This is a genomic window from Gordonibacter sp. RACS_AR68, from assembly GCF_030418485.1.
Lineage (GTDB): Bacteria > Actinomycetota > Coriobacteriia > Coriobacteriales > Eggerthellaceae > Gordonibacter > Gordonibacter urolithinfaciens.
This window is the reverse complement of sequence record NZ_JAIPUP010000001.1, coordinates 16,457-28,533: the sequence shown is the minus strand read 5'-3', so window position 1 is coordinate 28,533 and position 12,077 is coordinate 16,457. Positions and strand designations below refer to the sequence as shown.

Below are 12,077 nucleotides of genomic sequence, written 5' to 3'. Positions count from 1 at the left end.
CGAAGGCTCCTGCCGTGCAGCACGATGGCCCGGCTCTGGGCGGTCCTGTGCTGATTCTGGGAGTCCTTCCTCGGCGGTTTCCCCCTTCTTGCGGAGTGGGAGTATCATTGATTCCGACAATGATGGTAGCTGCGGTGCCGGCTGGCGCGCAGCGTGACTCCGAGGAGGAATCATGGACGAGCGAGTGTACGAGCTGCTGAACGACCAGATCAACAAGGAACTGTATTCCGCCTACCTTTATATGTCGTTTGCCGACTACTACGAGGACGAGGGGCTGTCCGGTTTCGCCAACTGGTACATGATCCAGGCGGCCGAGGAGCGCGACCATGCCCTGATCTTCCGCAAGTACCTGCTGGACAACGGCAAGTCCGTGCAGTTGAAGAGCATCGACCAGCCCGACAAGGCGTTCTCGTCGTACCTCGGCCCGCTGGAGGCCGCGCTCGAGCACGAGAAGTACGTGACGAGCCTGATCAACGACATTTACGGTGCGGCCCACGACGTGAAGGACTACCGTACCATGAAGTTCCTGGACTGGTTCATCGAGGAGCAGCTGGAGGAGGAGGCGAACGCCGAGGACATGATCACGAAGATGAAGCTGTTCGGCACCGATGCCAAGGCGCTCTACGACCTGGACCGGGAATACGCGGCACGAGCGTATACGGCGCCCACGCCGCTCGCGAACGCGTAGCGCGCAGGCGCGCCCTTCCGGCAAGCGGACGGGGCGCGCGGTTGAAGATAGAAGGGGTCTCCCCGCAGGGGGATGACGAGAAAGGGTCGCAGGCTTTGGCTTGCGACCCTTTTGCTTTTGGTGGGCGATAACGGATTCGAACCGCTGACCTTGTGCGTGTAAAGCACCTGCGCTCCCGCTGCGCCAATCGCCCTTGTCCCGCAACGCGTCGGATGACGGCGGGTCATTCATTCTCCCACAGAATGCTGGTTCGCGCAATGCAGCGGGCCGGCGCAGCATTCTTTCATTTTCCATTCGACAGGCGCTGTTGCGATACGTGACGGCTGTTGGTGCGCCAGGCGCCTTGGGCGCATCGCGCTGGCGGGGAGGTTTTCCACCGTCCGTGTTCCGCGCGCGGTCCCCGGTACGCCCGCCTCGGCATCGGGGGTTTTGGATTTCCGCTTGACCCATGCTGGATCCACGTTGGATCCGTGCATGGTTCCGACGGTCGGGATGCTGGAAACGTGCAAGGTCGGGGCGGTTCCGCGTGGAGTGCCCTGACGGTTCCCGGGCAAGGTTGCGGATGCATACTGGGAGCACGGAATCCCGGATGCGGAGGCGACGATGAGACGAAGGAAGACGACGGTGGCGGGCATTGCCTGCGGCGTGCTGTGCGCGGCGTGCGTGCTCGCCTATCTGACCAGCGTGCGCGGCGAGGCAGATGCAGCCCGTGCGGAAGCGCTTGCCCGGTACGGGGGCGAGCAGGTGGAGGTATGCGTGGCGCGGCGCGACGTAGCCGCGGGCGAGAAGCTCGACGCATCGGCGGTGGAGACGAAGCTGTGGGTGGCCGACCTGCTGCCCGCCGATGCCGTTCGCGCCGCGGGCGATGTGGTGGGGCGCATGGCAACGTCGTCCATCCTGGCGGGCGAGGTGCTGTCGCTCAAGCGGTTCGGCGAGGTGTCGACCTCGATCGACGTCCCAGCGGGTTTCGCCGCGCTGAGCGTGCCGGCGAAGACGGTGCAGGCTGTGGGCGGCGCGCTGGCGCCGGGGTCGCGGGCCGACCTGTACGCGTCGGGCGACACGTCGACGACGGCCGTGGCGCGCGACGTGCTGGTGCTGGCCACGAGTGCGGGCGGGGCCGACGGTGCGGTGACGGCCGACGTGACCTGGGTGACGGTGGCCGTGGAGCCGGAATCGGTGCAAGAGGTCATCGCGGCTTCGCGGAAGGCGGAGCTGTACTTCGCGCTGCCGGCGTCGGGTGACGCCGTGGGGGGCGGAGGGGCTGTCGGGCTGGCCCTTGGCTCGACGGTCGGTTCGGATGCTTCGAGGGAGGGGTCGCGATGATGCCGACAGTGGCGCTGTGCGCGGATGCCGAGAGCATAAGAAGGCCCGACCTTATCGGGCTGGCAGGCGAGAGCCTGGCGCGACAGGAATGGCTGCGGCTGTTCTCGTCGGGCGAGGAGGCGCGGCGGTTCCTGTGCACGGACCGCAGCGTGGCCGAGGCGTGGGTTGCGGGCTGCGACGACGTGGAGCCCATCAACCTGGCGGCTGCGCTCAAACGCGATCGGGCGGACCTGCGCGTGTGCCTGCTGGCTTTCCAGGGAACCGGCTCGCTCATGAGCCGGGCGACGGCCGCCGGAATCGACGCGTCGCTCACGCGCCAGGCGTTCGTCGAGCGCTATACCGCGGCGAAGCGCCGGCATGCGCTTGCGGGAGTCGCGAGGGAGCCCGGCCTAGCATCGGGCAAGGCCCGTATGGTGGGCGACGATGCGGCGCGGGCGATGCGCGAGCACGGCCAGGGAAGCGGCACGCCCGCGTTTGGCGGAGCAGTCGCCTCGGGAGGTGTCTTCGGCCAAGATCCGGTTGCGGAAGGCCGGGACTCCGGTGCTCCGCGCTCGGCCGTGCGGTTCGCTCCGGTCCCGGCGACAGCTTCCCGGCCGGCGGTTTCGGGGCGCCCGGCGTTCGTGCTGCCGGTGGTGAGCGGCTCCGGCGGTGCGGGCAAGAGCACGGTGGCCGCGCTGTCGGCGCTGTTCGCCCAAGGCTTGGGATACCGCACGCTGCTGCTGGATTTCGACCTGCGCTTCGGCGATGCGCACGAGCTGGTGGGCGTGCGCGACGCGCTTGCCGTGGACGAGGCGCTGTCGGTGCCCGCGCGGCTGGAGGGGCTTGCGCCCGATGGGCTGGTGCCTGCGGTGATCGCCGCGCCGAAGCGGTTGGAGGATGCCGAGGTGGTGGTGCGCGAGGCGCCGCGTTTGCTGGACGAGCTGCAGGGCCGCTTCGACGTGGTGGTGGCGAACACGGGCGCATCGTGGGCGGAAGAGCACGCGCTGCTGCTCGAGCGCTGCTCCAAGGCGCTGTTCCTGGTGGACCAGCGGCCCTCGTCGCTGCGCGCCTGCCGGCATGCGCTGGAGCTGTGCTCCCGCTGCGGCATTGCCACGGGGCCGTTCCTGTTCGCGGCGAACCGCTGCGCCAAGGGCGCGCCGCTCACGTCGATCGATGTGTCGTGCGCGCTGCGCGGCGTTCCGGCGGTGGAGCTGCGCGACGGCGGGAGCGAGGTGGAGGAGCTTATGGGAGCCGGTCAGCCGCTCGACCTCATCGCGGTGAAGAACGACCTGTGCACGAGCTTGGAGCACGTGTTGGTGGATATCCTGCCCGGCTGCGAGGGACGCACGCTCTCCCTGGCCGAGCCGAGCGGCGGACGTCGGGAGCGCCGGTTCGGCCGCAGCCGGCGCCGCAGTGGAAGGAGGGGTGCCCCATGTCCCTGCTAGAAAGGGTGGAGCGTGCGGGTAACGGTGCGTGCCCTCGCGAGGGGGCGGAGGGGGCTTTGGGCCTCGACGCGCTTAAGGAGCAGGTTCAGATGATCGTGTCCGCCGACGAAGTGGTGGCTCTGCAGGCAGAGAATCCCGGCTGTGCGCGCAGCGAGGTGCGCAGCGCCTGCCGGCGCGTGTTCGAGAGCCTGGCCTGGGCTGATGTGCCAGCCGCGCAACGCGCGCGACTGGAGGGCGAGCTCTTGGACACCGTGTTCGGCTTCGGCCCGCTGGAAGGGCTGCTCGCAGACGACACCGTCACCGAGATCATGGTGAACGGTCCGCGAAGCGTGTACTTCGAGCGCGACGGGCGGCTGTACCGCAGCGAGCAGCGCTTCGCCGACGAAGATCAGCTGCGGGCGCTCGTGGACCGCGTGCTGGGACCGCTGGGCCGCCGGATAGACGAGTCGTCGCCCATGGTGAACGCGCGCCTGCCGCAGGGCCACCGGGTGCATGCGGTCATCCCGCCGCTTGCGCTGGACGGCCCCGTGCTCACCATCAGGAAGTTCGCACGACGCGTGATGACGCTTGCGGACATGGAGGCGCTCGGGTCGTTCGACGGGGCCATGCGCACGTTCTTGACGTGGGCGGTGCGGGCCCGCAAGAGCGTGGCGGTGTCGGGCGGCACGGGGTCGGGCAAGACCACGCTGCTTAACGCGCTGTCGTGCGCCATCCCGCACGAGGAGCGCATCATCACGATAGAGGACTCGGCCGAGCTGCGGTTCCTGGAGCACCCGCACGTGGTGCGGCTGGAGGCGCGTCCGCGCAACGCGGAGGGGCGCGGCGAGGTGACGATCCGCGACCTGGTGACGAATGCGCTGCGTATGCGGCCCGACCGCATCGTGGTGGGCGAGTGCCGGGGTGCCGAGGCTCTCGACATGCTGCAGGCCATGAACACGGGGCACGACGGCTCTCTTACCACGTTGCACGCGAACTCGCCGGGGGAGTCGGTGGCGCGCCTCACCACCATGGTGCGCTACGGGGCCGACCTGCCCGTGGACGTGATCGAGGCGAACATCGCAAGCGCCATCGACCTGGTGGTGCAAACGGCGCGAGCGTTGGACGGCTCACGTCGCATTGCCGAGGTGGTAACGCTGTCCTACGACCGCGAGCGGCGGCGCTGCGTGGTTGACCCCCTGTTCAAGCGCAGGGAAGCGGAGGCGCGCGGAACGTGGGCGGCCGTGCCGGCATGGATAGCCGACCTGCCGTCGCGGGGATGCGCCGGGCGGGCGGAGGTGGACGCATGGATGCGCGCGTGCTGCTTGGCGGCCTGAGCGTGGGGCTGGCGTTCGCGTCGGCGGCGCTGCTGGCCTCGGGCGTGCGTTCGGCCGTGCCGCGACGCCGCGATGCGGCGGATATGGCATGCGGAGCCGACGCGCCGCGTGCCGGAAGGCTGGCGTGGCGGCTCCGCAACGGCTTCGCGGTGGCGAGCCCGATTGCGGAGCGGCTGTTGGCGAGTGCCCGCGTGCGGCGGTTCGCGTGCGGGGCCGTGCAGCTACTGGCCGAGCGCCGCTACGTCACCACCGAGCGGGCGCTGCTCTCCTGCATGGTTGCAGCGTGCGTGGTACTGGGCGCCGTGGCCTTCGCGGCTACGGGGAGCGCGGTGGGCGCGGTTGCCATCGTGGCCTGCGCGTTGGCGGGGGCGGCCGGGCTCGCGCGCGCGGCGGCCGACCGGCGCGGCGACTCCGTGCGGGACGCCGTGCCTGATGTGCTGCGGTCGATGGGAACGTGCTTCGATGCCGGTCTCTCGCTGCAGCAGACGCTGGCCCAGGTAGCTCGCGAGGCGGACGGGCCCCTGCGCAGCCTGTTCGCGCACGGGGCCCATGTGCTGGACACGGGCGGGAGCGCGACGGAGGCGCTCGGGGGACTGCGGCAAGGCTCCGGCGCCTCGGAGCTTGCGTTCGTCGCGGTGGCTCTGGACGTGCAGCACCAGACGGGCGGCAGCATGAGGCAGGTGCTCGATGCGGCGCGCGACTCCGTGGAGGGCGAGCTGGCGTTGCGGCGCTCGCTCAAGGTCCAGACGGCGCAGGCGAAGTTGTCGGCCCAGGTGGTGAGCGTGATGCCGTTCGCGTTGGTGGCTGTGTTCTCGCTGGTGAGCGAGGACTTCCTGTCCCCGTTCTTTGCCAGCCCGGCCGGTTGGGCGCTCTTGGGCCTGGCACTGGGCATGCAGGCGGCGGGCGTGGGCATGGTGCGGCGCGTGCTGGCGGCCGGGGCGGCGTCGTGAGCGGGGCGGAGGGTTTGGCGGCCCTCGCCTGCGCGTTCGCCGGCGTATCCGGCGCATGCCTGGTGCAGGGGGCGCTGCGGCGCCGACGTGCGGCCGATCGGCGGCGGGCGGCGCTCGGCAAGGCGGACGCCGAAGCAGCAGGCGGCGCGGTGTCAGGCGGGTGCGCCGGGGCGGTTGTGCGCTATGCGGCGGATCTGAGCCGCCGGCTCGCGTTTGGCGCGGTGCGGCCGCTCGCCTTGCCGGTACAGCCGGGTGGGAGCGGCCGGCAGGCTGCGGGCTCGGCGGTACCTGCGGCAGGCGGTGCGGGGACGCCGGCGGACGCGTGCGGCGCCGGTTGGTTCGCGGCGCATGCTCGCAAGGCGGGCCTTGCCGACGGGGTGAGCCCCGAAGGATTTCGCGAGTGTCGTGTGCGCCTGGCTCTGGGGCTCGCCGCCGTCGGTGGCCTGGCGGGGGCGGCGCTGTCGAACGAGCTCATGGCACTTCTCGGCGCGGTGGGGCTTGCGTCGGGTGCGCTGGCTCCACGCTGGGCCGTGCGCGATACCGAGCGGCGGCGTGCGCAGGAGGTGGAGCGCCACCTTTCGGAGATGTTGGAGGTGACGGCCCTGGGTCTGCGCAGCGGGCTGTCGTTCGACCGCAGCTTCGAGCTGTACGGCGCGCACTTCGACACGCAGTTTGCGAAGGCCTGCGCGTCGGCCCGGCGCCGCTGGTCGCTGGGGCTCACGACGCGCGATGAGGCGCTGCGCGATCTGGCCGCGACGTATGACTCGGAGCAGCTCGCGCGCGTGGTGGAGAGCATGGTGCGATCTCTTAGGTTCGGCTCCTCGCTGGCCGGGAGCCTGGAGGCGGCTGCAGCGGAGGCACGCGCCGAGCATCGCGCGCGCCTGGAGGAGCGGGTGGCGAAGGCCCCGGTGAAGATGATGATGCCCACGGGCGCCCTCATCCTCCCGGCCATGCTGCTGCTGGTGCTGGGCCCGGTGCTGCTGGAGCTGGCGAATGGGGTTTGATGGCAGCGCGGCAGCGGCGGGGCGGCTGTGGAGGCCGACTGGGGGATGGACTTGGTGAGACGAGAGGAGCGTTCGATGAAGAAGCGGATGGCAGCGGGACGGGTAGCGTGGGAGCGCTGGAGCGAGCGGTTTCGGGTGGATCTCCTGCGCTGGGCGGCCGCCTGCCGGGCAAGACTCGTGCAGGCGAAAGGGCAGGGTACCACCGAATACGCCATCTTGGTGGGCGTGCTGGTGGTGATAGCCATCCTGGCTATCACGGTGTTCCGCCCGAAGCTGCAGGAGCTGTGGGATGCCATAGCCAGCGGCATCAACGGGCTGTGAGCGGCGATCGCGCTTGGCACCGGATGGGGCCCGACGATGAGCAAGGGCAGGGAACGGTGGAGTTCGCGCTGGTCACAGCCGGGCTGCTCGCGGTTATCGTGGCATGCGGAGCGCTCTGGCGCTCCTTCGAGGGAGGGCTGTTCGTGGAGCACGCGCTCATAGCGGCGTCGCATCACGTGCAGGGCGCCGCCCCGGGAGCGGTGGCGGACGTGTTCCTGTACTAGGCGATTGATCAAGAGGGGAAAGGGAAGGAGGCGGTCGTGGCGGGTCAAGGACGCTGGTTCGGTTGTGGGGCGCTGGGCGTGCGACGGCTACGGAGCGTGCCATCTGGTTTCGCGGCCCGCGAGCGGGGGCAGGCTACCGTGGAGGCAGCGGTGCTTATCCCGGTGCTGTTCACGGCGTTGCTTCTGCTGTTGCAGCCGGGCATCCTGCTGTACGACCGCATGGTCATGCAGGGCGCGGCGGCGGAGGGCTGCCGGCTGCTCGCCACCAAGACCGCCGCTTTGGGCGATATGGACGGCAGCTGCGAGGCGTTCGTGCGCCATCGCTTGGGCGCAGTGCCTCCTCATGACTGCTTCCACGTGCACCATGGGGGCTGCAGTTGGGACATCGTGATGACGGGTGACGAGGGGTCTCAGATGGTAAGCGTGTCCGTGGGCACCGACGTGCGCCCGCTGCCGCTGCTGGATGTGGGCGCGACGCTGCTCGGCATGACCGACGCAGCGGGCAACCTGCATCTGGAGACGACGGTTTCATTGCCCGTGCAGCCTACGTGGGTCGATGGGGCCGAGGCAGGGCGCAATCCTGCGGCATGGATCGGGGCGTGGCTGCGATGAGCGGGAAGCTGTTTGCGAAGGATGCGGACGGATGCCTGCCGGGGCGCCGGGGCACGGTGCCGGGCTGGTTGCGCGCTGTCTTGCGAAGACGTGCCGTGCGGGCACGCGAGCCGTTCGCCCTGTTCCGCGACGAGGCCGGGTTCACCACGGCGGGGGTTGCATGCGCGCTGCTCGTCACGTTGGCGCTGGTGTTCACGTCGGCGCAGGTGTACCGCGTGAGCTCGGCCTCCGCCGATGTGCAGAATGTGGCGGATGCGGCGGCGCTCGCCGCCGAGAACGAGGTGGCCGAGTTCATGATCGCCGTGCGGGTGTGCGACGCCGTGGTGCTCTCGCTCTCGCTCACGGGGGCGGCGACGGCCGGCCTGGGCGTGGCCGCGCTGTGCACGCCTGCGACGGCGGGCGCGTCCGAGGTGCTGCTCAAGGCCGCACGCAAGGTGGTGGAGGCGCGCGACGAGTTCGCCGAGAAGGCGTCTGCGGGGCTGAACCGCCTGCAGAAGGCGCTGCCCTTCCTGGCGGCAGCCAACGCTGCCTCGACCGCCTCGGCGAATGACGGAGGCCCGATGGGCGCCTCGTACGTGGCGCTCGCCGTGCTGGTGCCGGCCGACGGTGAGGAGCTGGGCGTGGGTGCTGCGGAGGGCGCGGGGGACTTGGTGGACGATGCCGAGCGCGAGGCGGATGGTATCCGCCAGGCTGCCGCGGACGCCGAGGAGGCGGCCCGGGAGGCGAATGCCTGGAAAGAGCGTGCATTCCTGCGCGATTGCGGCGACGATCCTTCGTACTGCATGAGCGAGCGCGCCCGCACGCTGGCCGGTATGGCCGGGGCGGACAACCCGCGCTATGCGAGCGTCGATGCCTGGTCGTTCTCGGTGGCCCTCGACCGGGCCCGCGCCTACTATGCGCGCCGCCTGGCCGTGGAGGCCCCCGAGGGATCGTCGACGGAGGAGCGGGCTCGGTCGGCCCTGCGCCAGCGCTTCTACGCCTATGCGGCCGACGAGGTGGGGCGCGGCTACGTGCACGAGAGCGTTGACTCGTTCGACGCGCGCTTCCCGCACCTGCCGAAGAACACGGACGAGATGCGCGGGACGGCGCTGTATACGGAGGCGGTCTACCCGACAACGGTCGACGGGTCCGGGAGCCTGGTCGTGCATGCCTGGCACGGGTGCCCCGAGGCGGGAGGCGCGGCGGGTGCGGCCTCCATCGCCGAGATGGAGGCGGGCGGGAGCGTCCCCTGCCCAGCCTGCGGGTTCACCGCCGCGAGCATGGGGAAGGTGGCCGCCGCCTCCACGTCCATCCAGAACGGCTTCGAGTACCACTACGAGGCCGTGGCCCAGGCTGCCGACGAGTACCAGGAGGCGCGCGCGAAGCTGGATCCGCTCGCGGCCGAGGTGAAAGGCAAGGCCGGCGGACTGCTCGAACGCTGTCGGGACGTGCTTCAGCGTGCGGGCGGGATGCGCATCGACGCCGCCCCTCCCGGTCGGTTCGGCGTGGTGGCCTTCGTGGCGAACACGGCTGCGGCCGCCGCCTCCACCGGGTTCGCGAGCGGCTATGTGCACGAAGCCGGCTCGTTGGGCGTGCGGGCCGCCGTGTCGGCCGCAACGCTCCTCGCCGAGCCGTCGGACGAGGGTCGCAGCGTGGTCTCGTCGCTGCTCGACGGCCTGCGGGAGGAGGGCGGTGCGGCGGTGGGCGCGCTCGGCGTGGTGCTCGATTGCTGGTCGGGGCTGCTGGGGGCCTACCTGGAAGGGCAGGAGGCCGTGGAGGAGGCCGTTGGGAACGCTGTGGGCGCGCTACCGTTCGCCAGTGCGAGCGGGTTGGGAACGTGGGCGGCAGGCGCCTTCAAGGCGGCTGCGGAGGCGTTGGGCCTCGAGCCGGCGGAGCTCGAGGCGCTCAAGCCGGTGCTCGTGAGCTCGTCTCATGTGGCAGGGGCGGACGGCTCGTCGTTCTCGGCACGGTTCCTTGCCGTAAAGGCTCGGGCCGTGGCGCATCCTCTGGCGTCGACCGATTTGTTCTCGTCGGTCATCACGGCGGCGGAGGCGGCTGCCGTGGAGGCGATCGCGGGACTCGACGGCACCATCGAGATCGCCTCGGTGAGGCTGTTCGGCGACGAAGGTCCGGCCATCCCGGTGACCATCGCGCTGCCGCAGGCGGCGAAGGACGCCGCAGCGGGGTTCGCGAGCAGCGCGGCCAGCGCCCTGCGCTCGGTGTACGCGCAGGTTACAGGGGTGAAGACATGGGAGTAGCCCAGGCGGATGCCCGCGAGCGCGGGCAAATGACGGTGGAGTTGGCCGTGGTGTTCCCGGCGCTCTTGGCAGTGGCGGTGATAGCGGTGAACGCGCTTCTTTTCTTCTCGGAGTGCGCGGCGTTCGACCGGGTGGCTCGCGAGGCGGTACGCGTGCATGCGGCGTCGCCGGCATACGGACAGGGTCTCGAGCAGAGCTGCGCGCAGGTTGCGCAGACGGTGGAGCAGGCGTTCGACCGCCCCTATCTGGGCACCCGGGTGGCGGTGGAGGGCACGGCCGACGGCCATGCTCGCTTCACCGCGACGATCGAGTTCTCGCCGACGCTGTTCGGCCTGGGTCTGAAGTCGTCGGTGTTCGGGGTGGCCTTGCCTCGCCTGGAGCATGCGGTGTCCCTGACGGTGGACCCGTACAAGCCGGGGATGCTGCTGTGAGCGCGCCTGCACGCCGCAGGCGTCGGGCGGTGGCGGCCCTTGCCCTGCTGCTGGTCGCGGTATTGGCCGTGGACGCTGTGGGGAGGGCGGTGCGTCCGGGCGTGCTGCGCGAGGCGGCCGTCTTGGCGGTGGACGGTGCGGCCGCATCGCGGGAGCCCCCTCGGCTCCCCGAGGGCTTCTCGCAAGAGGTGGTGCCTGCGGAAGGCTTCGCCGGCCTGCGGGTAGGGGCTGGCGGATCGGTGGTTGGGTACGAGGTGGAAAAGGATCCGGCGCGAGCGTTCGACGAGGTGAGGAGCTTGCTGGACGAACGCGGGTGGAAGGCAGTGCCCTCCGGCGACCGCGCGGGCGGGTCGTTCGTGAAGGAGACGGGTCGGTTCCGGTGGGCTTACGTCTCGTGCGTGAGGGCAGGGGATACGACGAGCGTCGTCGTGCAGTGCGCGACGGCCGACGAGAAGGGATAGACATGGTTGAGGAAGCGAAAATCGGGGCGCGGCACCGCGTGCCGGGAGGAAGGGCCACCGCGGGCGATGTGCCGCAGCCGGAGCAGGGCCCGCGCGGACGTGCCCGTATAACGGTATCGCCGAATGCTGGCGAGGGGGATCGGAACGAGGCGCGCACGGCGCTCATGCTGGCTACGCGCACGCGGAGCAAGGCAGCGGGCCTGCTGCTCAGCGGTCCGAGCGACAAGGCGCTGCTGCTGGTGTCGTGCAACGACGTGCACACGGTGGGCATGCGCGATGCCATCGACGTGGCGTTCGTGGATCGCCTGGGGAGGGTCGTGGAGGCCCATCGCTCGGTCGGCCCGCTGCGCCGGCTGCGCAATGCCAAGGCCGTGGCCGTCGTGGAGCGCTTCGCCTCGTGCGATTCGCCGTGGTTCGCGAAAGGAGACCAGGTAGTGATATCCGGTGGAAGGGAGGTTTCCAGATGAAGACGTGTCCTGTGTGTCGGGCGCGCACCTTCGAAGACGCCGAGGTTTGCTACGGCTGCCTGCACCGGTTCGAGGGTGGCGGTCGGGTTGCGGCTGCGCCTGAGGATGCGGCCTGGGAGCCCGCCGACGTCGCGCAGCGCGCCGCGTCGGTGCCCCCGAGCGCGCAGACGCAGCACCGGTTGCAGGCGAATACGCAGATGCGCTCCCAGGTGCAGGCAAGAGCGCGGACGCAACCCCACGAGCCGGCAGGTCCCCGGACGCAGCCCCCGATGCCGTCGGACGATGCTTCCGCCACGGGAGATCCCTCCGCTGCAGGCGGCGTTCCCTCCGCGGGAGGCGGCGCTTGCATTGCGGGCGAGCCGCCTGCCGGCTTATCGCCGGCATCGCGGTCGGATGCGGAGGGAGCCGCCTGTAGAGCCGGCGGTCCTTTTACCGCGGGTGATGTGGAGCGTCCCGAAGGCGCGGCGCTCCACGCGAGGCCCGCCATAGGTCTTTCCGCGACGCCGTTCGACCATGCCGGCTGGATCGTGCGCTTCGAGCTGCCGGGCGGCGTTGAGCGCGCATCCGGCGCAACGGGCGGAGGCGCCCGGCCGGCGGAGGCGTACGGAACTCTCCCGCCAGG

General features: G+C 70.6%; 13 protein-coding genes and 1 tRNA gene. 13 read left to right on the top strand and 1 reads right to left on the bottom strand.

What is annotated here, in order from left to right; translation table 11 throughout:
* Positions 1 to 172 precede the first annotated feature (172 nt).
* The gene (locus K9U15_RS00160) at positions 173 to 688 is read left to right on the top strand and encodes a ferritin (protein ID WP_301155393.1); all 516 of its coding nucleotides are present in this window, start codon (positions 173 to 175) and stop codon (positions 686 to 688) included.
* 118 nt (positions 689 to 806) lie between these two features.
* Here the strand turns inward: K9U15_RS00160 and K9U15_RS00155 are convergent.
* A tRNA-Val gene (locus tag K9U15_RS00155) sits at positions 807 to 881 on the bottom strand.
* 410 nt (positions 882 to 1,291) lie between these two features.
* Between K9U15_RS00155 and cpaB the strand changes: the two genes are divergently transcribed.
* From cpaB to K9U15_RS00095, 12 genes are all read left to right on the top strand, one after another.
* On the top strand, positions 1,292 to 2,011 hold the full coding sequence (gene cpaB, locus K9U15_RS00150) for a Flp pilus assembly protein CpaB (RefSeq protein WP_123673414.1): 720 nt from the start codon (positions 1,292 to 1,294) through the stop codon (positions 2,009 to 2,011).
* Entirely contained in the window at positions 2,008 to 3,435 is a 1,428-nt protein-coding gene (locus K9U15_RS00145) for a chromosome partitioning protein ParA (protein ID WP_301155392.1), read from the top strand. Before cpaB ends, K9U15_RS00145 begins: the two co-directional genes overlap by 4 nt.
* The gene (locus K9U15_RS00140) at positions 3,423 to 4,748 is read left to right on the top strand and encodes a CpaF family protein (RefSeq protein WP_301155391.1); all 1,326 of its coding nucleotides are present in this window, start codon (positions 3,423 to 3,425) and stop codon (positions 4,746 to 4,748) included. The genes K9U15_RS00145 and K9U15_RS00140 overlap by 13 nt, the downstream gene beginning before the upstream one ends.
* Positions 4,718 to 5,698: a type II secretion system F family protein gene (locus K9U15_RS00135; RefSeq protein WP_123673410.1), complete on the top strand. Its 981-nt coding sequence runs from the start codon at positions 4,718 to 4,720 to the stop codon at positions 5,696 to 5,698. The genes K9U15_RS00140 and K9U15_RS00135 overlap by 31 nt, the downstream gene beginning before the upstream one ends.
* Positions 5,695 to 6,702 (top strand): type II secretion system F family protein, encoded by a 1,008-nt coding sequence (locus tag K9U15_RS00130; protein WP_123673408.1) that lies wholly within the window; start codon positions 5,695 to 5,697, stop codon positions 6,700 to 6,702. The genes K9U15_RS00135 and K9U15_RS00130 overlap by 4 nt, the downstream gene beginning before the upstream one ends.
* A 75-nt stretch (positions 6,703 to 6,777) precedes the next feature.
* Positions 6,778 to 7,023, top strand: coding sequence for a hypothetical protein (locus tag K9U15_RS00125; RefSeq protein ID WP_224767944.1), 246 nt, complete (start codon positions 6,778 to 6,780; stop codon positions 7,021 to 7,023).
* A gap of 56 nt (positions 7,024 to 7,079) precedes the next feature.
* Positions 7,080 to 7,247: a hypothetical protein gene (locus tag K9U15_RS00120; RefSeq protein ID WP_224767945.1), complete on the top strand. Its 168-nt coding sequence runs from the start codon at positions 7,080 to 7,082 to the stop codon at positions 7,245 to 7,247.
* A gap of 36 nt (positions 7,248 to 7,283) precedes the next feature.
* Entirely contained in the window at positions 7,284 to 7,859 is a 576-nt protein-coding gene (locus K9U15_RS00115) for a TadE/TadG family type IV pilus assembly protein (protein WP_241557679.1), read from the top strand.
* The gene (locus tag K9U15_RS00110; protein ID WP_301155675.1) at positions 7,856 to 10,096 is read left to right on the top strand and encodes a molybdenum cofactor biosynthesis enzyme; all 2,241 of its coding nucleotides are present in this window, start codon (positions 7,856 to 7,858) and stop codon (positions 10,094 to 10,096) included. The genes K9U15_RS00115 and K9U15_RS00110 overlap by 4 nt, the downstream gene beginning before the upstream one ends.
* On the top strand, positions 10,087 to 10,527 hold the full coding sequence (locus K9U15_RS00105) for a hypothetical protein (RefSeq protein WP_278805332.1): 441 nt from the start codon (positions 10,087 to 10,089) through the stop codon (positions 10,525 to 10,527). Before K9U15_RS00110 ends, K9U15_RS00105 begins: the two co-directional genes overlap by 10 nt.
* Before the next feature lie 29 nt (positions 10,528 to 10,556).
* The gene (locus tag K9U15_RS00100) at positions 10,557 to 10,988 is read left to right on the top strand and encodes a hypothetical protein (RefSeq protein WP_096227726.1); all 432 of its coding nucleotides are present in this window, start codon (positions 10,557 to 10,559) and stop codon (positions 10,986 to 10,988) included.
* Between the two features lie 2 nt (positions 10,989 to 10,990).
* Positions 10,991 to 11,455 carry a DUF192 domain-containing protein gene (locus tag K9U15_RS00095; protein ID WP_301155390.1) on the top strand — a complete coding sequence of 155 codons (465 nt, stop codon included), beginning with the start codon at positions 10,991 to 10,993 and terminating at the stop codon, positions 11,453 to 11,455.
* Positions 11,456 to 12,077 lie beyond the last annotated feature (622 nt).

Excerpts from the sequence above, each read along its gene's own strand:
- K9U15_RS00160 (WP_301155393.1), top strand. The coding sequence starts at position 173 with ATGGACGAGCGAGTGTACGAGCTGCTGAACGACCAGATCAACAAGGAA.
- cpaB (WP_123673414.1), top strand. The coding sequence starts at position 1,292 with ATGAGACGAAGGAAGACGACGGTGGCGGGCATTGCCTGCGGCGTGCTG.
- K9U15_RS00145 (WP_301155392.1), top strand. The coding sequence starts at position 2,008 with ATGATGCCGACAGTGGCGCTGTGCGCGGATGCCGAGAGCATAAGAAGG.
- K9U15_RS00140 (WP_301155391.1), top strand. The coding sequence starts at position 3,423 with ATGTCCCTGCTAGAAAGGGTGGAGCGTGCGGGTAACGGTGCGTGCCCT.
- K9U15_RS00135 (WP_123673410.1), top strand. The coding sequence starts at position 4,718 with ATGGATGCGCGCGTGCTGCTTGGCGGCCTGAGCGTGGGGCTGGCGTTC.
- K9U15_RS00125 (WP_224767944.1), top strand. The coding sequence starts at position 6,778 with ATGAAGAAGCGGATGGCAGCGGGACGGGTAGCGTGGGAGCGCTGGAGC.
- K9U15_RS00110 (WP_301155675.1), top strand. The coding sequence starts at position 7,856 with ATGAGCGGGAAGCTGTTTGCGAAGGATGCGGACGGATGCCTGCCGGGG.
- K9U15_RS00105 (WP_278805332.1), top strand. The coding sequence starts at position 10,087 with ATGGGAGTAGCCCAGGCGGATGCCCGCGAGCGCGGGCAAATGACGGTG.
- K9U15_RS00095 (WP_301155390.1), top strand. The coding sequence starts at position 10,991 with ATGGTTGAGGAAGCGAAAATCGGGGCGCGGCACCGCGTGCCGGGAGGA.